Below are 20,547 nucleotides of genomic sequence, written 5' to 3' on the forward strand. Positions count from 1 at the left end.
TCAAGAGCCTCGATAAGTGTTTGGAGCAGAATTCGTCTGCAGCCAGAAGAGAATCCCAAGCCGGAACCCGGTTGGCTCTTAAGTGATCAGTCGCATGTCAAAGAACGGGAGGGAAAACCTTTTTCGTTATCGGACTTTTTTACCCTTGACGGCCGGGGGCCTGATAAGGGTTAGCCATCAGTTTCAATTTCGAAATCAATTATTATTAATACACTTTTTGCTGTGTCATAAAGAACAAAAAGAGAGTATGCAAATATTCCGACCGTTATTGAATCAAGCAATAGTTTTAAATCAGAAAAACAGCTAATTTTATTTGAACTTAATAATGTAAGAAATATTATAGATACAATTATTAAGCAAATTTGCTCTTTTACTGAAAGAACCATATGGTTTTTAATATTATTAAAACAACTTGCATTACCATATTTTTCAACAAGGTCTCTAATTTTTGTCAAAACTATTCCTAGTGTTGCAGAATTTATGGCAAGAAGTGCAATTAAAATTGTAATTAAATTTTGCTCTAAAAATTTATTTAAATATTCTGTATTGAGTGATGACTGGAAGATTTGTGCGAGAAACCCTAAGCCAATTGACATGATGCTTGTTTTTAGTACTTGAGAAATCATTTCATTAGCTCCTTTAGGATTTCAGCTACTTCCTCTGCTGTTCCTTGAAGAGATAATTCAGAAACTTCAACGTGCTTGATTGTTTTAGAGGTATTTATTTTTTTCGAAAGTCCCCTTACTTTTAAGGCTACATTTCCGCCGCCATCACTTGTGTAATCGGCGAGGGAGCTGATGGTGTTATTGTTTTTTTCAATATGGAGGCTTGAATCAGGGTCTGCTTCGATTTCTAATTTGTTTTTCACTGAGTTTGCTGCTTTAGCAAATTCTTTCAAACTTTCAGGGAGGTTACCTGAAATATTGGCCATATTAGGTGTGATAAATTCAAACTCAATTTTTTGAATTTTATTGTAATATTTTTCGACAATTTGCCAGAAAACCTTCCGCTCGACCATCGGTTCATGTATAGCCCTCAAATGGTAACCCGCTAAACTTGAACGGATTCCATCTAGGATTAACTTAACTACTGTTTCAGTATGCTGAAATGCAGATGTGCGTTTTTGAACTGCAACTATTTGCACTTCGGGGTCATTCCAGACAGCAACGAGTATTGATGGCCAATTGTCGAGATATTCTTCCTTAAATTCTTTAGTTTCTCTATGTAGAGATCTGTTCGCCGCAATCCTAAAAAGAAAAAAGTCTTCTGTATTTAGAAGTAATTTTGTAGCTGTTTGTGTCTTTTTGTTTGAAAAATCCTTTTTTGAGCTAAGGACTCTACTAAAAAGATTATTTTTCTTTTTAAGCAGATCCTCTACAGTGGATATGTCTTCAAATAAGTCGCCTTGTAGGTACCTGTCAATTGGCAGCAATTGGTAGCGGAACATTTCAAATTGGGATTCTGAATTCTTCATGTTATTCCATTTCAATGGCTAACAGTGTTTAGACGGATCCGTATAAGACGCCGGGCTTGGCCCCGATGGCCAAAATCCCACAATTTTGCAAATTGTCGAACGGGTTACAAATAGCTTAATCCGCAGGCAATTTCAACCAACAACGTCTTATGACGGAGTTTTATACGGATCCGTATAAGACGCCCGGCAGTCCTAAGATATCAGAGGCCGTCCATGGGGCTTTTTACTCCTGATGGCCCGCGATTGAGGACATGCGTATAAATCATGGTGGTCTTTACGTCGTTGTGGCCGAGGAGTTCCTGAACCGTTCGTATGTCGTATCCACTTTCCAAAAGATGCGTTGCGAACGAGTGCCGGAAGGTGTGACAGGTTGCCCGTTTGACCAGGCCTGCCTGGTTAACGGCAATGCGCATTGCTTTTTGAACCAGAGAGGCATCGATGTGGTGACGCCCCTGCTCCCTGGTTTTCGGGTTGGTCCAACGCTTCTCCTGGGGAAAGACCCATTGCCAGCGCCACTCCGCTGGGGCATTGGGGTATTTCCGATCGAGCGCCTCCGGCAGTTGCACCCTTCCCCAGCCGTCGGCCAGATCCTTTTCATGGATGATCTTGACCTTGGCGAGATGTTCCTGGAGTGGCCCATCGAGAGCCTCCGGCAACATGGTGATGCGATCCTTCGCTCCCTTGCCATTCCGGACCAGAACCTCCCTGCGCGGTGGATCGATGTCCTGTACCCGCAATCGCACGCATTCCATCAGGCGTAACCCGGCCCCGTACATCAGCGTGGCCATGAGCCACTTGTCCCCTTCCAGGTGGTCCAGAACGATCTTCACCTCTTCGCGGGTCATCACGACCGGAAGCCTGGTCGGCTTTCGGGCACGAATGACGTCCCCCAGGTCTCCCACGTCCTGGCCGATGACATGACGGTAAAGGAACAACAGGGCGGCCAATGCCTGGTTCTGAGTGGAGGAACTGACTTTCTTGTCGACGGCCAAGTGGGTCAAAAATGCATTGATCTCCGGCTCGGCCATCTCACCAGGATGGCGGATTCCGTGAAAGAAGATGTAGCGCCGAATCCATTCGCGGTAGGTTGCTTCGGTCCTGCGGCTGTAATGACGGGCCCGCAGTTCGTGGCTCAACCGGTCGAGAAGTTTGGGTGGCTGCCCTTCGGTTGGCGCCAAGGTGCCTTCTTCTTTGTCCATCCACTCCCCCTCCTGCTGCGGTGAAAGGAACTTCCTCGCATTGAGACCGTTATCCTACCTTGGCAACTCTGACAATTATCTGATAGCCCGGCGTGGTTATGGGGGGAACGTAGTTGTTTGATTGCTTTATCCGGCCTGCAGTTTACAACCGCGCCCCGACAGGATGGCCCGTCGCCGTGCAGAAACCTTCATGGCAAAAGGCCGTGCGGTTGCAAATTCCAGGCAATCCGCCAGCAGGACCGTATAATGGGGAGAAAACCAACGGGACCCGGAACTGGCCCGGAAAAGGAGACGAGGATGGAAAAAGGGAGTAAGCAGAGGCGGGCCGACTACCCGGTGGACAACCTATTTCTCGACCGCTGGTCGCCACGGGCGATGTCCGGGGAGGGGATCCCGGAAGAAGAGCTGATGATCCTGTTCGAGGCGGCGCGCTGGGCGCCGTCAGCCTTCAACAACCAGCCCTGGCGCATCCTCTTCGCGCGGCGGGAGAGCGAGCATTGGCCGCTTTTTCTCGACCTGCTGGTCGAGTCGAACCAGGCCTGGGCCGCCAATGCGGCTGCCCTGCTCCTTTTCCTGTCGAAGACGACCTTCGATCACAACGGCAAGCCGGCGCGCACCCACTCTTTCGATACCGGCGCCGCCTGGGAGAACCTCGCCTTGCAGGCGCTGCTGCGCGGCTATGTCGCCCATGGCATGCAGGGGTTCGATTACGAACGGGCCAGGACAGTTCTCGCCGTCCCGGAAGGTTACCAGGTCGAAGCGATGGTGGCGGTCGGGATGCCGGGAGAGAAGGACTCCCTGCCCGAAAATTTACGCGCCAAGGAGATGCCCAATGACCGGCGTCCCCTGGCCGAAACAATCTGCGAAGGCCCCTTTCGCCCTTAACCTTAATTATCAGAAAAGGAGTCCAACCATGCAGATAAAGGTCGGTTTTAAAGAGATGGTGCGCCGCGCTGAAGCGGAGATCGAAACCATCAGCGCCGCCCAGGCGCTGGACGTCGCCAGCCGGGAAGAAACCCTCTTCGTCGATCTGCGCGATATCCGCGAGCTGCAGCGGGAAGGGAAAATTCCTGGCGCCCGGCATGTCCCGCGGGGGATGCTCGAATTCTGGATCGACCCGCAGAGCCCCTACCACAAGCCCCTCTTCACCGAGGAGCGGCGCTTCGTCTTTTACTGCAACCTCGGCTGGCGCTCGGCCCTGGCAGCCCAGGTCGCCCAGCAGATGGGGCTGGAGAACGTCTGCCACATCGCGGGCGGTTTCGAGGCCTGGAAAGCGGCCGGCGGCGCAGTGGAGGAATTGAAGAAATAACGAGGGGTCGCAGCGCCCGTCTCAACGCACGCCGTAGGTCCGATGGAGGCGCAGGGTGTTGCGCATGCACATCGCCACCGTCACCGGGCCGACGCGGGGGATGAAGAGTTCGGCCTCTTCCTCCACCTCCGGCGCGAAGTTCTTGACGGTGGCGAAGTTGAGGCAGATGGCATGAGGCGGGAGTTCCTCCAGGCGGATCTTCGGGAAGCTGCGACTGGGGACGCCGGTGATGACAAGGTCCGACTGCCGCAGAGCCTCGCTGCGGCTGATTTCGGTCTCTTCGGCGTGGCCGTCGCGGTAGAGGAGCGGCCCCTGCTCATCGAAGGAGAAGACCCGCGCGCCGTCGTTGGACATCATCACCGCCAGCGGCCGGCCGACCACTTCGCTGCGATTGAAGATGGCCACCGTCTTGCCCTCGGCAGGCCGGGTGCCGCTCGCGCCGTAGGCGCCGTTGGCCTCGAGAACCTTGAGGATGGCGAGGGCGGTGCAGGGGACCACCGCCTTGCCGCTCTGTTCGGCGCCGCGTACCAGGCGCTCATTCTCGTAAAGCTTGCCGATCCAGTAGGCGCCCAGCCCCTCGATATCCTTGCGATAATCGACCAGGTCCTTGAGGTAGCGATCCTGCTCGTTGCCGAAGATCGGGTAGTAGACCATGATGCCGTGCACCGTCGGGTCGGCATTGGCCTGACGGATCCCCTGCTCCAGCTTGAGCCGCGGCAGGATGCGCAGCTCATAGACGATGCCGAGATCGGCACAGGCACTGCGGGTATACTCGGCATAGGTCAATGACGGCCCATAGTCGCCGGCAAGAAAACCGACCACCTTCAGTTCGGTTGCCAGGGCACGGATTTCCTGGCGGATTTCGGCGCGGTAGCGGGCGGCAACGGTAGCAGGGGTGACCAGCATGGCAATGACCTCCTCAAGGGATGCGGCGGCAGACCGGCCGGCGCGAAAAAGCTAACACAGCCGGCCCCCGGGAGCAATCCTGTATACCCCATCCTGTATACCCCAAACCGCCCTGCCCCGTTCCAATCACCCTTGCATTCCGGAACTGAAATAGATACCAGTGACAACGCCTGCTGCGCCGCCCCGTCCGGTTCCGGCTTTTCCTGAGGCGGACCATTGCCGGTCGCGTGCCGACCTCTCCTGCAAAACGACAAGGGCGGAGCCAGATGGCTCCGCCCTTGTCGTTTTCCTCGAAAATTTCCCCGGATCAGCTGCGCACGAAGTCGGCAGCGGCGGTCAGCAGCCGCTCCAGTTCCGATGCGCTGTCGGCTTCGGCATAGACCCGGACTACCGGCTCGGTCCCCGACTTGCGAAAGAGTACCCAGGAACCGTCACGGAAGAGGAGCTTGACACCGTCAATGGTGATCACCTGCTCGACCTTTTTGCCGGCAATCTCGGCCGGAGGAGTGGCGACCTTGGCGCCATACCCCGCCTCCAGCTCCGGCGAAAGGTGGATATTCTCGCGCCGGGTGTGGAACTCACCGACCCGCCGGTAGAGATCGGCGAGGAGCTCCCCCAGCGACTTTCCTTCCACCGCCACCATCTCGGCCACCAGCAGACAGGCGAGAATGCCGTCCTTGTCGGGAACGTGGCCACGCACGGTCAGCCCGGCGCTCTCCTCGCCGCCGATGAGGATGCGGTCCTGGCTGATGTACTCGCCGATGTACTTGAAACCGACCGGCGTCTCCAGCACCTGCAAGCCGTGATGGCGGGCGACGGCATCGACGAAATGCGAGGTGGCGACGGAGCGGGCGATGTCGCCGTTCTTCCCCTTGACCCGCACCAGGAAGTCGAAGAGCAGGGCGAGGATATAGTTCGGTTCGATGAAGCTGCCGTCGAAGTCGACAATCCCGTAGCGGTCGGCGTCACCGTCCGTCGCCAGCCCGATGCGGATCTTTGCATCGCTGCGGACCAGGTCGATGAAATCCTCGATATGCTCGGCTGATGGCTCCGGCGGCAGGCCGCCGAAATAGGGGTCGCGGTGGTTATTGAGGGTAACCACTTCAACTCCCGCCTCCTGCAGCAGAACATCGAGGTAGCCCCGTCCGGCACCATACATCGGATTGACGGCAATGGTCATCCCCGCCCTGGCGATGGCGGCAAAATCGACCAATTGCCGCAGGCGGGCGAAATAGTCGGCACGGGGGTCGATCTCTTCCACCAGCCCGGCCTGGCAGGCCGATTTCAGGTCCATTTCCCGGTAGCAGATTTCGCCGAGCATGGCATTGGCCCGCTTCTCGATATCGCGGGTCGTCTCGGGCAGGGCCGGCCCGCCGCTCTCTGGAGAGAATTTGAGACCGTTGTACTCGGGCGGATTGTGGCTGGCGGTGAAGTTGATCCCCCCGGCGGCCTGACGGCGGATGATTTCGAAGGCAATGACCGGGGTCGGCGTATCGCGATCGCAGAGAAAGGAGTGGATTCCGGACCCGGCGAGAACGCGGGCAGTCTCCCGGGCGAACCGCTCGCCCATGAAACGGCTGTCGTGGCCGATCACCACGCCGCGGCTGGCGGTACCGAGCGCCTGCAGGTGATCGGCAATCGCCTGACTGACGATCTTGACGTTTTCGAAGGTGAAATCTTCACAGAAGATGCCGCGCCAGCCCGAAGTGCCAAAGGTGATCCGCATAAAAAGTCTCCTCCAGTTCAATGTGAGTGCCAGCAGTGATCACGGGACCATCGCCGGAAAGCATACCACAGCCACCACCGGGGCACAGCCGGCGGTTCAGGGAATCTCCTCCTCGTCCCAGAGTTGCGGCCCGCAATAGCCGGGAATCGCTGCGACGTAGGGACAGTCGCCCGGCAGCAGGCCCTGGCGCAGCAGGCGCGGCGTCAGGGGGGCGCAGTCCGGGCGCAGCTCATGGCGCCGCCGGTAAACCGTGCAGTGACGGGTTTCGCGATCGAGATATTCGCAGGGCTGGTCGGTATAGTAAACCGTCCCCTCGAATTCGATCTTCTCATAACAGCAGCGCCCGCAGCGCCGGCATTTCGCTTCCCAGGACCGGGTGGTCATCATTTGCCTCCTGTTGTTACGGTAGCCAATGCCTGGTGACAGGGTCAAGGGAAATGCTGGCCCGATAAAGAATTTTTGTTGACAATTTTCCGGCTGTTCCCTGATAATCTTTTTTTGTCACCGAAACCGCAAACGCAAGGAGGCACCGCAGATGCAATGTCAAACCGTTCTTCCCGGTACCGAGTGTACCTTCTGGTCTAAGCAGGGTTGTAACTTCAACGGCAGCAGCTGCCAGAACGTGGTCGCCGAGTGCGAAGGTTGTGATCGCATCGTCGAGGGGACCATCGGCAAAGTCTGCTCCGTCGCCCCGGCTCCGGAGCGTAAATGGGCAGCCGGCCTTTGCAACATGGCGACCCACCGCAAGGTCGAAATCAAGACCGTCGAAGCCAAGGTCAACCCGCTCAAGGCCTCCAAGAAGGCATCGGCCAAGAAGAAGTAATCCGGGCCACAACAACAGCAAGGAAAAGGGCAGGTGCGCAGGCATCTGCTCTTTTCTTTTGCCTGCCGCTCAACCAAAGAGCAGATAGACCAGCGGCACCAGAAAAGCGGTGATCAGGCCGTTGAGGCCGATCGCCAGTCCGGCGACCGCCCCGCCGAGCCGATCGACTTCGAGCATGCGGGCGGTGCCGATACCATGGGCCGAGGTACCGACGGCGAGGCCGATGGCGGCCTGGTGGCGCAGTCCGATCAGGCGGCAGAATTCCGGGCCGCAGATGGCACCGACGCAGCCGGTGATGACGACGATGGCCGCGGTCAGCGGCGGCAGACCGCCGACCTTTTCGGCGATGCCGATGGCGATCGGGGTAGTGACCGACTTGGGGGCGAAGGACCAGATCACTTCGCGACTGCCGCCGAGCAGCCAGGCGAGCCCCGATGCCGTGACAATCGAGGTCAGCGCGCCGGCGGTGACGCCGGCCAGGATCGGCAGCTTCCGGGCGAGGATCTCCCGGCGCCGCTGGTAAAGAGGGAGGCCGAGGGCGACCACCGAGGGACCAAGCAGGAAGAGGAGCAGGTCGCCGCCGCGGGCATAGTCCTGGTAGCTGATTCCACCGAGCTGCAACAGCGCGATGATCGCGGCGATGGCGATCGCCACCGGGTTGAAGAGGATGCTCCCACTCTTCTGGTAGAGCCGTTGCGCCAGGAAGAAGACGAGCAGGGTGAGCCCGACGCCGAACAGGGGGGTGCGCAGCAGGTCAATCCACATGGGCCCCTCCCCGCTTCTCCAGCCAGGCCTCGGTCCAGCCGGTGACGGCCATGACGACGAAGGTGCTGACTACCAGAGCGACGATGATCGCCAGCCACTCCCGGCGCAGCAAGTCGAAGTAGACCATGACACCAACCCCGGCCGGAACGAAGAGCAGGGCCATGTGGGAGAGGAGGAGTTCGGCGGCGTCTCGGATCGAGCCCTCCTCGATCCAGCCAAGGAGCAGGCCGATCAGCAGCAGGCCCATCCCGAGGACGTTCCCCGGGATGGGGAGACCCAGGCCCCGCGCCAGGACTTCCCCGAGAAACTGCAGACCGAGCAGCACGGCAAATCCGCGTACCATGATCGTCCCTCCCCCCTCCCCCGGTTAGAGTTCGTCCTTGAGCCCCGCGATCACTGCGGCGACTTCGTCGCGAATCTCCGCCGCCGCCGGCGAGCGCTCCCGCAGCAGAAATTCCTGGAAAAAGTGCAGGGCTTCCCGGGGCTGCTCCTGGTCAAGAAAAATGTTCCCGAGGGTCAGGCAGGCGAAGGCATGCCCGGGGTCGAAGCGCAGCGCGGCCCGGCATTCGGTTTCGGCAGCCGCCAGCTCGCCCCGCTCGTAGTAGATTTCGCCGAGGTTGTAGTGGGCCTGGGCATCCTCCGGGTCGAGTTCGAGGGCGCGTCGGAAACTTTCGAGGGCAGCCCCAGCGTCCCCCTGAGCAAAGAGGGCATCCCCGAGGGAGTTGAGGGCGAACAGGGACTCGGGGTCGATTTCGAGGGCCCGGCGATAACAGGCGACCGCCTCGGCGAACTGCTCCTGGTTGAAGTGCACCAGGCCGATACTGACCAGGGCATCGGCCTCTTCGCCGTCGCGATCGAGGATGGCCTGGTAGGTGGCAAGGGCCTTGGCCAAATCGTTCTTCTCGAAGTAGGCATCACCGAGGGCAAAGAGGAGGTCGAGGTCGTCGGGCGCGAGCTTGCTTGCCGTCAGCAAGGCCTCGATCGCCTCCTGCAGGCGCCCGGTTTCGGCATAGGCCTCCCCCAGCAATTGCCACCCTTCCGCGTTTTCCGGGGCGCTTCGCGTCAGCTGGCGCAGTTCAGCAATGGCGCTCGGATAATCGCCGGTTTCCAGGGCTTCGCGGCCCCGCCGCAAGACATCGTCTAATTCTGCCATCGTCCTTGCTCCTTGCTCGCGCCCGGGGGGCGCCGAGTTAGCTGTTCGTTAACCGGCCCGGACCACCAGTCTGGCGGCCGGCCCGGGACTAACCAGGGCTATTCCCGCCCGGCGGAGAACTCCTCGAGAAAATCGAGAAGTCCCCAGGGGGAGGCGCCGACAACGCGTACCGGCACGCCCAGTTCCCGTTCCAGATCACTGAGCGCCATATCGTCGAGGAGCAGACTGTCTTCCTCGCGCAGCATCACCGCGGGAAGGAGTAGGATGCGCCCGAGGTCCTTCCCTTTCAGCGCCGCCAAAAGATCGGCGCCGGTCAATAGCCCGGCAACCGACACATGGCCACCGAAAAAACGGTTGGCGACCGGGTAGAGCCGAATCGTCACGCCCGTGGCGGCAGCCAGCGCATCGACAAAACGCTTAACTTCCCCCCAGGCCGATGCACCGGTGACGACGGCGACGGGGTCACTGGCGAGCGGTCCGGCCTCCGCCAGCACCTCGGCCGCTTCAGCGCGAAACTGGGCGAGCAGCCCGACGCCATTTTCAAGCTGGAACAACTCCTCGTAGGCGCTAAGGGGTGGCACCTCCTGCTCCGCCTTGAGGTAGAGCTCGTCGGCGGCGAAGACAAAGCGGGTCCCGATCTGAGCCAGGAATTGTTCCTGGCAATCATGGATCAGGGCAAGGATCGCCGCGGCCTCGCTGCGGTCGGGAGGGCGCAGGGCGGGCAGGCGTTGCCGATACCCGGTAAGGCCGACCGGGACCACCGCCAGGCTCTTGACCCCGGGGGCAAGCTGTTGCAGCTCGCGGATGCTCTGTTCGAGGACCGTGCCGTCGTTGATCCCCGGGCAGAGTACGATCTGGGCGTGGATTTCGATGCCGGCGCCCGTCAGTCGCTGCAGCAGCTCCCGGATCGAAGGACCGGGATGGCCGAGCAGGGCCTGCCGCACCCGGTCATCGGTGGCATGCACGGAAACGTAGAGGGGCGACAGCCGCTGATCGATAATGCGGTGAATCTCCGCCTCGGCCACATTGTTCAGCGTGACATAGGCACCATAGAGATAGGAGAAACGGAAGTCCTCGTCCTTGACATAGAGGGTCGGACGCATGCCGCGCGGAAGCTGGTGGACGAAGCAGAAAAGGCAGTTGTTACCGCACTGGGTCGGTTGCGGGTGCTCCAGTTCCAGTCCCAGGGGCTGCGGGGCATCCTTCTCCAGCTCCAGGTCCCAGAGTTCGCCGTTCTTCTTCTGCACTTCGAGGAGCAGCTCTTCTTCGGCTTCGGCCACCAGATAATCGACCAGGTCCCGCAGCGGGTGGCCGTTGATGGTAAGCAGGAAGTCACCCGCTTCCAGTTCGAGTTCAGCGGCAATACTGCCAGGGGTTACAGCGAGGATTTCAAGCATCGGATCGGATGCCTTTGCCGCGGGTCGAAAGGGCCGAGGAGGTCAGGCTGTCGCGCAGCAAACCGGCGGCGCTGACCGGGAGACGGATCGTTACGGGACGTCGGGCTTTTGCTGCGCGGCTTCCCCATCGCAAACGGAAAAGTCCCTGCCGGGAGGTTGACCCATCCAGGCAGGGACCTGTCGTGCCGTGCGCTGTCAGCCGCCCGTGCGGGCTGGTCAGTCTTTCCCGCCGTGCAGCCGGAAAGACCCGTCGCTGGAGGTGATGGACGAAACCGCGTGTTTGTAGAGCAGGATATCCCCGCCGCTTTCGATCAGAACACAGAAACTGTCGAAGGACTTGATATACCCCTCCAGCTTCTCGCCGGACATCATGACGATGGTGACGCGAACCCGTTCTTTGCGGGCCTGGTTTAAATATTGGTCCTGAATATTGAATGGTGTCTTGGCCATGTCCGCTCCTTCATTGGGGCATAAAATCGTCAAATAACGACAGGATTCTAGCAGACTCTCGCGAGGAATCAACCCAAATAATTGATTTGTCTCTCCGGAACCAGGTGAGCTGCCGCTTGGCATAACGCCTGGTATTGATGATGATTCGCTCCCGCATCGCGGCGGAGCTGCATCGGCCGTGGAGATAGTCCAGCACCTCCCGGTAACCGATGGTCTGCAGCGCCTTGAGATTCTCCCCGTAGCCCGCGGCCAGAAGGCCCGCCACCTCGGCGACCAGTCCGGCGCCAAGCATGGCATCGACCCGTTGCTCGATCCGCTGCAGCAACTCCGCCCTGGGGGGTGCCAGGCCGAGCTTGAAGCAGCGATAGGGCTGCTCGGCAAAGGCGTGGCTCGCCTGATGACGGGAGATCGGAACTCCGGTCAGGGTCCAGACCTCGAGGGCGCGGATGATCCGCACCAGGTTGCGCGGCGGCGTATTCGCCGCCGCGACCGGATCGACCGCCGCCAGGCGGCGGTGCAGGGTTCCGGGGCCCGAGTCTTCCTCTTCGGCAGCCAAGGCGGCGCGCAGCTTTGGGTCGGCGCCGGGAAGGTCGAGCAGGCCAGCGGTAAGGGCGCGCAGATAAAGGCCGGTACCACCGACAATCAACGGCACTTTCTGGCGCTCTCCGATGGCCGCGATTGCCTGGCGTGCCAGGGAGAGAAAATCGGCCACGGAAAAGTCCTGGTCCGGGTCGGCGACATCGAGGAGATGATGGGGAACCAGAGCCTGCTCGGCAGCGCTCGCCTTGGCGGTGCCGATATCCATGCCGCGATAGACCTGGCGGGAATCGGCGGAGACGATCTCCAGCGGCCAGTGCGCCGCCAGCGCAAGGGCGAGGGAACTCTTGCCGGAAGCTGTCGGCCCGCAGAGGACCACGACGGGAGTCTGCTTCCCGTTGGCAGGTGCCATTTCCGTCATCAGCCTGCTAGCTCCGTTTGAACATCCGTTCGACCTCAGCCAGGGTCAACCGCTTCATCACGGGCCGGCCGTGGGGGCAGTTGCCGCGGAAATCGACACGGTCGAGGTCTTCCAGCAGGGCCCGACCTTCGGCCGGGCTGAGGGTCTGGTTGGCGCGCAACATGCCGTGGCAGGCCATGCGGATCAGTACCTTGTCGAGAGCGTCTTCCAGCAGACCGCTGTTGCCGAGAGCGGCGAGTTCGCCGGCGACGTCCCGGATCAGGTCATTTACCGTGACCTCGCCGAGCAACTGCGGCGTCGCCTTGACGACAAAGGCATTGCCGCCGAAGGGCTCGATCTCGAAGCCGAGCCGGGCGAGATCGTCGAGATGCTCGCCAAGCCAGGCCGCTTCCCGGAAATCGAGTTCGAGCAGACTCGGGAAGAGGAGGAGCTGGCGCTCGATACCCGCGGCAAGGAATTGTGCCTTGAGCCGTTCAAAACCGATCCGTTCGTGGGCCGCATGCTGGTCGATCAGCACCATGTCATCCCCATCCTGGCAGAGGAGGTAGCTGCGTCGGTACTGGCCGATGATCGCCAGCGAAGCGAAGTATCCCTCCGGGCTCGGTGGCAACCTTGCCGGCGGCTCGTTGTCGGCGGCCATGGGCAAGGGCCACGACTGGGGTGCCGGGGGTGCCTGGGGTCGCTGGGGAAAGAGGTCGGAAGTTCCGCTTCTGGTGGCATAGGCCTGCAGCGCCTCTTCGATGCGGCCGACGGCGGCAGCGGCGGCACTCGGCGGATCCGTAATTCCGGCTGGCGCCGCAACGGTTTCCGATGGGGCGCCGAGCCAGCCGGTGGGGCGCAGGGTTGCCCGCAGGCTGGCAACAATGAACTCGTGGACCTGGCGCTGGTCGCGGAAGCGGACCTCATGCTTGGTCGGGTGCACATTGACATCGACCAACTCCGGATCGAGATCGAGAAAGAGGACCACCACCGGGTAACGCCCTTTGAGCAAGAGGTTGCGATACCCTTCCATGACGGCATGCTGAACCACCCGGTCACGGATATAGCGCCCGTTGATATAGGTGAATATGGTATTGGAGGTCGACCGGTTCTGCCCGGGCTGGGCGATCAGCCCGTGCAGCGCCAAGGGACCCTCCCCGTCCTGGCAAAGGGGGAGCAGATCCTTGAGCAGCGGCCTGCCGAGCAGCGCGGCAACCCGCTCCTCCAGGCTATGGTTGCGGTAGACGTCGATCAGGGTACGGCCATTGTGCTGCAGGCGAAACCGGACCTCGGGATTGGCCAGCGCCAGCTTGGTGACGACATCGCCGATATGGCCAAGTTCGGTCTCGTCCCGACGCAGGAACTTGCGCCGCGCCGGAGTATTGAAAAAGAGGTTGCGGACTTCGACCACCGTCCCGCAGGGGAGCCCGACGGCGTTTGAGCGGCGCACAACGCCCCCCTCGAGATAGACTTCCCAGCCCGCCTCGGCGGAAGCGGTACGACTGCTCAGGGTCAGTCGGGAGACGGCGGCGATCGACGGCAGGGCTTCACCGCGAAACCCGAAGGTCCGCAAACGGAAGAGGTCGTCGTCGCTGGCAATCTTGCTGGTGGCATGGCGTTCGACACAGAGGAGCAGATCATCGCGGTCCATCCCCTCACCATCGTCGCTGACCCGGACCAGCCCCTTCCCCCCCTGTTCCACCTCGATGGAGAGCTCTGTGGAGCCGGCGTCAAGGGCATTCTCCAGCAGCTCCTTGACGACCGACGCCGGCCGTTCCACCACTTCGCCAGCGGCAATCTTGTTGCAAAGATTCTCCTCGAGAATGCGGATCCTGTTGGTCATCATCCCTCTCCGGGCGAACGTGGTCGGGAAATGCAAACGGCCGGGGAGCCCCGGCCGTTTGCATATGTGTGGCTGCCTGGCAGGCCGTCAGAACTTCTGTTCCAGGCGATCCAGCATATTTTCTATTTCATCGAGTTCGCTGCGGCTGTCCCCCGCTACCGGTGCGGCGGAATCCTGCCGCAACAGGCCGAGATCCTCGGCGACGCTGTGCACGATGCTCGCATCGACGGTCGCCTGTTTGCGCAGCGCCCCTTCGAACAGGCAATTGTCGCAGACCGTGTTGATCAGGCGCGGAACCCCGCCAGTATATCCGTGGATCAGGCCGATACTGTCGCCGGCAAAGAGCATCCGCTTGGCCCCGGCAACCTGGAGCCGGTGCTTGATGTAGGACTCGGTAATGTCAATGGTCAGGGACTTGAGGTGATATTTGACGGCCACCCGCTGGGCCAGGGGTTCGTCCAGCTTCAGACATTCCTCCAGTTCGGAGAGGCCGAAGAAAACGATGTTGAGGAGCTTCTTGCCCGGGAGTTCCAGGTTCAGCAGACCGCGAAATTCTTCCATTAATTCGCGACTTTGCAGCATCTGCGCTTCATCGATGAGCACCACTGCCCGGCGTCCGGCCTCGTCGATCTGCAGCAGGCGATCATAGAGCTGCTTGAGAACGGCCAGGCGGTCACTGGCAGGATTGGCAACCCCCAGCTGCAGGGCAATCCGGGTCAGGATCCACTCCGGGGTGATGCCGGAATGGACCATGACGAGCATGGAGGATTCATACTTTTGCTCGGGCAGGCTGTCGAGCATGCGGCGGGCAAGGGTGGTCTTGCCGGTACCGACGCCGCCAACCAGAACGGCCAGTCCCTTGTTGGAATCGACGGCGTACATCAGGCGCAGCAAGGCCTGGCTGTGGCGTTCGCTGTTGTAGTAGAAACGGGCATCCGGAGCATTGGAAAAGGGTTCCCGTTCCAAGCTGTAATGCTCGATGTAGCTCATGAAAAAACTCCTGGCGGGTGCGAAAGGTCAGAGCTAGAGATAGGACACCCGGTTCTTTTTCCCGTTAGCGGCAGCGCTGCCGGCTGACTCCCCGTCGACTACCCCGAGTTCAGCCCGCAATGCAGCCACCTTTTCGCCGACATCCCGGTAGAAGTGGTCCTCAGCCGCAACGGCTTCAAAGGCTTCCAGCGCCTGCTGCGGCCGCTGCCAGTCCTGGTAAAGCAGGCCGAGTTCATAGCGCAGACTGGCCGCCTCGTCCTTGGAGAGGCGCAGCCGGCCGAGCCCGGCAATGAAAGTCTGTTCTGCCTCGGCATGCTCCCCCTTTTCGACCAGGCAGATCCCCTTCAGAGTGATCGCGTCAAGCGCCCGGGCAGGACTGCGTGCCGCCTTGTCGAACTCGACAATGGCATCGTCGGTCAGCCCCATCTCCTTGTAGGCGATGCCGAGGTTGTAATGGGACTCGGCATCCTCGAGGTCGATCTGGTCAACCCCTTCGCCGGCTCCGGAGGCGAGACTCCCGTCAAACTGGAACCCTGGCGCGCCCTCCCCACGCTCTGCCGCGACAGGACCTTCGGCTTCGGCACGAAGTTCACCCGCCAGGTCGAAATAGTCTCCGGCCGGTGCTTCCGGGGGCGCTTCTTCGGCAACAGTCTGGGCCGCAACGAGGGTACGAATATCGGCCAGCTTTGCATGAGCTTCCGCGCAATCAGGAGCGGTCGCCAGCAAACCACCCAAAACCCGCGTGGCGTCGTCGTACAATCCCTGCTGAAAGTAGAATTCAGCTTCCTCAAGGTCGGCCCGGATCGCCTGGGCAGCGGCTTTCGCCAAGGTCTCGGCATCCGGCTCCACGATCGCTTCCGGTTCGGATTCCGGTCCGGATTCAGGTTCGGGCTCGGCCGGCAGGAGGGCGTCCTCCTCCAGCTCCAGCTCGACTTCGGCAAACCCGGTCTCTTCGTCCATCGCGACTTCGGTGACCGGCTCCAGTTCTTCCAGGGGGGACAAGGTTTCGAGAGAGGGAGCGTCAACCTCCTCGGCGACGGGCTGCAACTCCTCGTCCAGCTCCAGGTCGAGTTCGAGTTCCAGTTCCAGATCGTCCTCGGCAGCAACCGTCCCTTCCTCGCCAGCGGTCGGGACCGCATCGGCCGCAACCGGCTCGTCCTCGATGACGGGGTCATCGAAAACCAGCTCGCCAACCCCTTCGAGGAACTCGAGGGGAATTTCCTGTGCTTCCTCGGCAACCTCCTGGGTCAGCTCCGCTTCGGTCGCTGCCTGGTCCAGATCAGGGACGTCTTGCGGTGGCTCGATCTCGTCGATGGTTTCGAGCTCTTCAAGGTCTTCCACCGCCTCCTCGAGGATGGAGCCGTCGAGGATCTCCTCCCCCTCCTCGTTCTCGCTGCCGGTATCGAAACCGTCGACAGCGGCGGGCATGGCAGAGATCAGCGCAAAGAGTTTCTCCCCTTCCCCGGTCAACTCGTAAATGGAGTGCAGGGTCTTCATGACCCGATCGTCATCAAGGTGCGCGTCTTTCAGCCGTTCATAAAACTCTTTCAGCAACGCCACCTTGCCAGCAGCGAAGAAGGTCTCTTTCCAGTCCTCCAGCTCATCGAGCGCCCGCGGGGAGTCGCCCTGGTTCAGGCAAGCGCGGATATACCCTTCGCGGAATTCCAGCTCATCGGGAGCATTCTTCAGCAGGTGCTGGTAGGTCAGGCGTTCGTTTTCAAAATCTTCCCTGCTATGGTAGCCATGGGCCAGCACCAGCAGGATCTCGGTGCTGTCCGGGGCCTTCTTGAGCAAGCCCTTGAGGTTATCGAGGCCCTGGTCGATGTCGCCCTTTGCAATCAGGGTCTCGGCCTGGCCGATCTCCAGATCGATATCCCCGTTGAAGCGGGGGAGAAAGAGTTCATAGAGTTTGAGAATCCGGGCAAAGTCCTGTTTCTGGTGCAGCAGGTTGAGAATTTCCAGGAACTCTTCCCGGGCCTTTTCCTTGAGCCCTCCCGAAGCAAAAGTCTCGGCAATCTTGACCCGGATATTCAGGTTTTCCGGCTCCAGTTCGCGCATCTTCTGCAAGACATTGATCGCCTCGGGAAGCATGCCGTTCTTCTCGTAATAAGCGACCAGACTGCGATATTCGGCAAGAGCGTTGCCGACCAGGCCCTGCTTTTCGTTGAGCTCGGCCAGTCGGTGATAAATGCTGACCCGGGTCGGTTCGAGCTTCTGCATCTGCTTGTAGACGGCAATCGCCTTGAGGTAGAAGCCATTTTCAGCGTAATGCTTGGCGACTCCCTCGTAAGCTTCAACCGCCTCGGCGGGGTGGTTGTCACGGCTGTAGAGCTCGGCGAGTTTCTGCCGGTTTCGCACATCGCGCGGATCGAGCTCGACAATTTTCTGATAATCCTTGATGGCGCGCGCGACCTGGCCCTTTGCCAGGTATTTCTGCGCCGATGCGAGGAGTTTTTCCTTATTCGACAAAATGGCCACCCATTAAGGAGAAAACAGCACAAATAAGCATTGAATCTAAACCAATCCCAGCAGACCTGTCAAGGTCAAAGAGGGCGGAATTTCCTTGAGAATGCAGCATTTTAGAACCGCCCGAAGGCCGGAAATGCGCCGCGGAGAAGGTCTTGTGGCCAGGTTTGCGGGAGCGCCGGCATGAGGTGCAGCGGAATCCCCGAACCGGTCCCGACCGCGGGGGGAGCCGCCACGGCGCGGCAGTCCGATTATGGCAGAAGTCAGAGCCTTTTCAATCGTGAGACTTCCTCTGCCGTCAGGGGCCGGAACTCGCCGGGACGCAGTCCCGCCAGGTCGAGGAAGGCAAAGCGCACCCGCTTGAGGCGGCTGACCGGATGGCCGACCGCTTCGCACATACGCCGCACCTGGCGATTGCGCCCTTCGTGGATGGTGATCTCGAACCAGGTATGCCCGGCACTGAAGCGGACCTTGGCGATCTTGGCCGGCGCCGTCGGGCCATCTTCGAGCACGACCCCGCCAGCGAGACGACGCAGGGTCTCCGGTGCAACCTGCCCGCGCACCCGAACCAGGTAGGTCTTGTCGACCTGGTGGCGGGGGTGGGCCAGATGCTGGGTCAGTGCGCCGTCATTGGTCAAAAGCAGGAGACCTTCGGTAGTCAGATCGAGACGTCCCACCGGATGGAGGCGCCCGGGAACCTGCCGGACCAGGTCGCAAACCGTCGGGCGCCCTTCCGGGTCCTGCAGGGTCGTGACATAACCGACCGGCTTGAAAAGGAGCAGGTAATGGTGCGCTTCGGCGGCGGCTAGCGGCTGCCCGTCGATGAGAATCGTGTCCAGCGCCGGATCGGCGCGGTCGCCGAGACTGGCGATGACACCATTGACGCTCACCCGCCCGGCGGCGATCCACTCTTCGGCAGTTCGCCGCGACGCCAGTCCGGCAGCGGCGATCAACTTTTGCAGGCGTTGCGGCATTAATCAAGGTCTCCGGAAATGAAAAAACGCCGGGGTGTTCCCGGCGTGGCAACAGGGTTGCGAATCAGGTGGGGGTGCCTTCCTCGGCAAGGGGTTCGAACCCGGGCAGCAAGGCCTCCCCCGCCGCCAGTTCCTCGGGGTTCAACTCGCTGAACTCCTTCAGGGTCGGCAGGCTGGCGAGGTCGCGCAGGCCGAAAAATTCGAGAAACTCACGGGTCGTCCCATAAATCAGCGGCTTGCCGGGGACATCCTTCTTGCCGAGGATTCGGATCAGGTGGCGTTCCAGCAGGGTCTTGATCACCCCCCCCGAGTCGACCCCCCGCAGATAGTCGATCTCGGAGCGGGTAACCGGCTGGCGGTAGGCAATGATCGCCAGAGCTTCGAGGGCCGCCCGGGAGAATCGCACCGGCCGGGTCTTGGTCAGCCGCAGGACCCAGTCGGCATATTCCGGGCGGCTGCGAAACTGGTACCCCTCGGCGACCTGTTGCAGAAAAAAGCCGCGACCGGCCTCCTGGTATTCGTTAACCAGCGCCGCGAGCGCCGCTTCGACCTGGGGCCGGGGCAGCTCAAGCGCCTCGCTGATCCGGTCCGGGCGCAACGGCACATCGGCGACAAACAGCAGGCTCTCCACGATCGGCTTGATTTCAGAGATATCCAAGACTTCCCTCATCCACAGCGGCAGTTGGGGCGGCCTCCTCGGAGACGGCCGGATAGAGCCAGATGCTGCCGAAACGGGCATTTTGCAGCAGGCGGACCAGGCGCATCTTGACCAGTTCGAGGATCGCGAGAAAGCTGACCACCACCTCGTTGCGCTCGGGGCGGGTGCTGAAGATCTCGTTGAAGGCGAGGCTCTCCCTGCCATCGAGCCGGGTGAGAATCAGGTTGATCCGGTCACTGACCGACAGGCGTTCCATTTCGACCTGGTGGATGTAGGGCTCGGGCGCCTGCTGCAGCAGCGCCCGAAACGCTTCGACCAGCTCGAACAGGCCGACCGCTTCCAGTTCGGTATTTTCGGCCTCTTCCAGCTCTGCGGCCGGGAACTTGCGGGCAAAGACCTCGCGCCCGAGGTGGGGGAGCCGTTCGAGGGAACCGGCGACATCCTTGTATTTCTGGTATTCGAGAAGCCGGCGCACCAGTTCCGCCCGGGGGTCGTCTTCCTCCTCCTCGCTCAGCTCCTCTTCGCTGACCGGAAGCAGCAGCCGCGACTTGATGTGGAGCAGGGTCGCCGCCATCAGCAGAAACTCTCCGGCGACATCGAGGTTGAGATGCTGCATGGCATCCAGAATTCCGAGATACTGGGTGGTAATCTCGGCGATGGGAATATCGTAGATATCCATCTCGTTTTTCCGGATCAGGTGCAGCAGCAGGTCGAGGGGCCCCTCGAACTTTTCCAGATGAATATCGTAACCCATCCGTGCGCCCCTAGTGACCGAAGAGGAACTGCATGGCGCGCTGGACGATGGCCGCCTGCGGTCCGGCGAGCAGAGCGACCAGATGATAGACCACCGGCCCCAGAACAACGCGCCAGAGGCTGGTGAAAAAGACCAGGAAGATGATAATGACAAAGCCGAAGGGTTCGAGCCGTGCCAGCAGCTCGGCCTGCCGCTTGGGCAGCAGTCCGGTCATGACCCGCCCGCCGTCGAGGGGAGGGATCGGCAGCAGGTTGAAAACCCCGAGGATGATATTGATGTAGAGGCTGAATCCAGCCATCAGTCGCAGCGGTTCGACGGCGGCCCCCAAAGGGGAGCCATCGGCCACGCCGCTGCCGGCCAGCCAGGCGAGACTGCGCAGCAGGAGTGCCGACGCCAGCGCAAGGACGAAGTTGGTCCCCGGGCCGGCCAGCGAGACCAGGATCATGTCCCGGCGCGGCCGCTGCAGGTTGAGGAAATTGACCGGCACCGGTCGCGCCCAGCCGAACCCGAAGATCAGCAGCGCCAGCGTCCCGATCGGATCGAGATGACGCATGGGGTTGAGAGTGAGTCGCCCCAGAAGGCGGGCAGTCGGGTCACCGAGTTTATCGGCAATGAAGCCATGGGCGACTTCGTGCAGGGTCACGGCGAGGAGTGCCGGAACCAGCATGATGGAAATCTTGGCGAGGATATGTTCCAAGTCGATGCCTTTGACCAGATGGCTGG

At 60.5% G+C, this 20,547-nt stretch carries 22 protein-coding genes; 3 read left to right on the top strand and 19 right to left on the bottom strand.

Annotation, left to right across the window (positions count from 1 at the left end):
* Positions 1-170 precede the first annotated feature (170 nt).
* The 3 genes from DBW_RS18170 to DBW_RS11050 form a co-directional block, all read right to left on the bottom strand.
* A complete protein-coding gene (locus DBW_RS18170; protein WP_082820310.1) occupies positions 171-626 on the bottom strand; it encodes a hypothetical protein in 456 nt (151 codons plus the stop codon).
* The gene (locus DBW_RS18175; protein ID WP_082820311.1) at positions 623-1,474 is read right to left on the bottom strand and encodes a hypothetical protein; all 852 of its coding nucleotides are present in this window, start codon (positions 1,472-1,474) and stop codon (positions 623-625) included. The genes DBW_RS18170 and DBW_RS18175 overlap by 4 nt, the downstream gene beginning before the upstream one ends.
* Before the next feature lie 200 nt (positions 1,475-1,674).
* On the bottom strand, positions 1,675-2,673 hold the full coding sequence (locus DBW_RS11050) for an integron integrase (RefSeq protein WP_066727587.1): 999 nt from the start codon (positions 2,671-2,673) through the stop codon (positions 1,675-1,677).
* 297 nt (positions 2,674-2,970) lie between these two features.
* Between DBW_RS11050 and DBW_RS11055 the strand changes: the two genes are divergently transcribed.
* A complete protein-coding gene (locus DBW_RS11055; protein ID WP_082820312.1) occupies positions 2,971-3,558 on the top strand; it encodes a nitroreductase family protein in 588 nt (195 codons plus the stop codon).
* A gap of 34 nt (positions 3,559-3,592) precedes the next feature.
* Positions 3,593-3,982 carry a rhodanese-like domain-containing protein gene (locus tag DBW_RS11060; protein WP_066729803.1) on the top strand — a complete coding sequence of 130 codons (390 nt, stop codon included), beginning with the start codon at positions 3,593-3,595 and terminating at the stop codon, positions 3,980-3,982.
* A 21-nt stretch (positions 3,983-4,003) separates the two neighbouring features.
* Here DBW_RS11060 and DBW_RS11065 read toward each other — a convergent pair whose 3' ends face one another.
* The 3 genes from DBW_RS11065 to DBW_RS11075 all read right to left on the bottom strand — a co-directional run bounded on the left by DBW_RS11065 (position 4,004) and on the right by DBW_RS11075 (position 7,001).
* Positions 4,004-4,888 carry a bifunctional methylenetetrahydrofolate dehydrogenase/methenyltetrahydrofolate cyclohydrolase gene (locus DBW_RS11065; RefSeq protein WP_066727589.1) on the bottom strand — a complete coding sequence of 295 codons (885 nt, stop codon included), beginning with the start codon at positions 4,886-4,888 and terminating at the stop codon, positions 4,004-4,006.
* A 307-nt stretch (positions 4,889-5,195) separates the two neighbouring features.
* Entirely contained in the window at positions 5,196-6,614 is a 1,419-nt protein-coding gene (locus DBW_RS11070) for a phosphoglucomutase/phosphomannomutase family protein (RefSeq protein ID WP_066727590.1), read from the bottom strand.
* Positions 6,615-6,710: 96 nt separating this feature from the next.
* A complete protein-coding gene (locus DBW_RS11075; protein WP_082820313.1) occupies positions 6,711-7,001 on the bottom strand; it encodes a hypothetical protein in 291 nt (96 codons plus the stop codon).
* A 148-nt stretch (positions 7,002-7,149) separates the two neighbouring features.
* On the opposite strand from DBW_RS11075, the gene DBW_RS11080 reads away from it, so the two are divergent.
* Positions 7,150-7,437: a PxxKW family cysteine-rich protein gene (locus DBW_RS11080; protein ID WP_066727592.1), complete on the top strand. Its 288-nt coding sequence runs from the start codon at positions 7,150-7,152 to the stop codon at positions 7,435-7,437.
* Positions 7,438-7,506: 69 nt separating this feature from the next.
* Here the strand turns inward: DBW_RS11080 and DBW_RS11085 are convergent, their stop codons facing one another.
* From DBW_RS11085 to DBW_RS11145, 13 genes are all read right to left on the bottom strand, one after another.
* On the bottom strand, positions 7,507-8,202 hold the full coding sequence (locus DBW_RS11085) for an LrgB family protein (RefSeq protein WP_066727593.1): 696 nt from the start codon (positions 8,200-8,202) through the stop codon (positions 7,507-7,509).
* Positions 8,192-8,545 carry a CidA/LrgA family protein gene (locus tag DBW_RS11090; protein WP_066727594.1) on the bottom strand — a complete coding sequence of 118 codons (354 nt, stop codon included), beginning with the start codon at positions 8,543-8,545 and terminating at the stop codon, positions 8,192-8,194. The genes DBW_RS11085 and DBW_RS11090 overlap by 11 nt, the downstream gene beginning before the upstream one ends.
* 24 nt (positions 8,546-8,569) lie before the next feature.
* The gene (locus DBW_RS11095; protein WP_066727595.1) at positions 8,570-9,355 is read right to left on the bottom strand and encodes a tetratricopeptide repeat protein; all 786 of its coding nucleotides are present in this window, start codon (positions 9,353-9,355) and stop codon (positions 8,570-8,572) included.
* Positions 9,356-9,453: 98 nt separating this feature from the next.
* Entirely contained in the window at positions 9,454-10,752 is a 1,299-nt protein-coding gene (locus tag DBW_RS11100; RefSeq protein WP_066727596.1) for a DUF512 domain-containing protein, read from the bottom strand.
* A gap of 216 nt (positions 10,753-10,968) precedes the next feature.
* On the bottom strand, positions 10,969-11,202 hold the full coding sequence (hfq, locus tag DBW_RS11105; protein ID WP_066727597.1) for an RNA chaperone Hfq: 234 nt from the start codon (positions 11,200-11,202) through the stop codon (positions 10,969-10,971).
* Between the two features lie 10 nt (positions 11,203-11,212).
* On the bottom strand, positions 11,213-12,151 hold the full coding sequence (gene miaA / locus DBW_RS11110) for a tRNA (adenosine(37)-N6)-dimethylallyltransferase MiaA (protein WP_066729805.1): 939 nt from the start codon (positions 12,149-12,151) through the stop codon (positions 11,213-11,215).
* Between the two features lie 16 nt (positions 12,152-12,167).
* Positions 12,168-13,982: a DNA mismatch repair endonuclease MutL gene (gene mutL / locus DBW_RS11115; protein WP_066727598.1), complete on the bottom strand. Its 1,815-nt coding sequence runs from the start codon at positions 13,980-13,982 to the stop codon at positions 12,168-12,170.
* Positions 13,983-14,069: 87 nt separating this feature from the next.
* Positions 14,070-14,972 carry an ExeA family protein gene (locus tag DBW_RS11120; RefSeq protein WP_066727599.1) on the bottom strand — a complete coding sequence of 301 codons (903 nt, stop codon included), beginning with the start codon at positions 14,970-14,972 and terminating at the stop codon, positions 14,070-14,072.
* Between the two features lie 33 nt (positions 14,973-15,005).
* Positions 15,006-17,441: a tetratricopeptide repeat protein gene (locus DBW_RS11125; protein WP_066727600.1), complete on the bottom strand. Its 2,436-nt coding sequence runs from the start codon at positions 17,439-17,441 to the stop codon at positions 15,006-15,008.
* Between the two features lie 260 nt (positions 17,442-17,701).
* On the bottom strand, positions 17,702-18,412 hold the full coding sequence (locus DBW_RS11130) for a pseudouridine synthase (RefSeq protein ID WP_066727601.1): 711 nt from the start codon (positions 18,410-18,412) through the stop codon (positions 17,702-17,704).
* Between the two features lie 64 nt (positions 18,413-18,476).
* Positions 18,477-19,070, bottom strand: coding sequence for an SMC-Scp complex subunit ScpB (gene scpB, locus DBW_RS11135; RefSeq protein ID WP_231875323.1), 594 nt, complete (start codon positions 19,068-19,070; stop codon positions 18,477-18,479).
* Positions 19,057-19,824 carry a segregation and condensation protein A gene (locus tag DBW_RS11140; RefSeq protein WP_066727603.1) on the bottom strand — a complete coding sequence of 256 codons (768 nt, stop codon included), beginning with the start codon at positions 19,822-19,824 and terminating at the stop codon, positions 19,057-19,059. Before DBW_RS11140 ends, scpB begins: the two co-directional genes overlap by 14 nt.
* Positions 19,825-19,834: 10 nt before the next feature.
* Positions 19,835-20,521 (bottom strand): site-2 protease family protein, encoded by a 687-nt coding sequence (locus DBW_RS11145; RefSeq protein ID WP_442856865.1) that lies wholly within the window; start codon positions 20,519-20,521, stop codon positions 19,835-19,837.
* Positions 20,522-20,547 lie beyond the last annotated feature (26 nt).

This window comes from Desulfuromonas sp. DDH964, from assembly GCF_001611275.1.
Classification (GTDB): domain Bacteria; phylum Desulfobacterota; class Desulfuromonadia; order Desulfuromonadales; family DDH964; genus DDH964.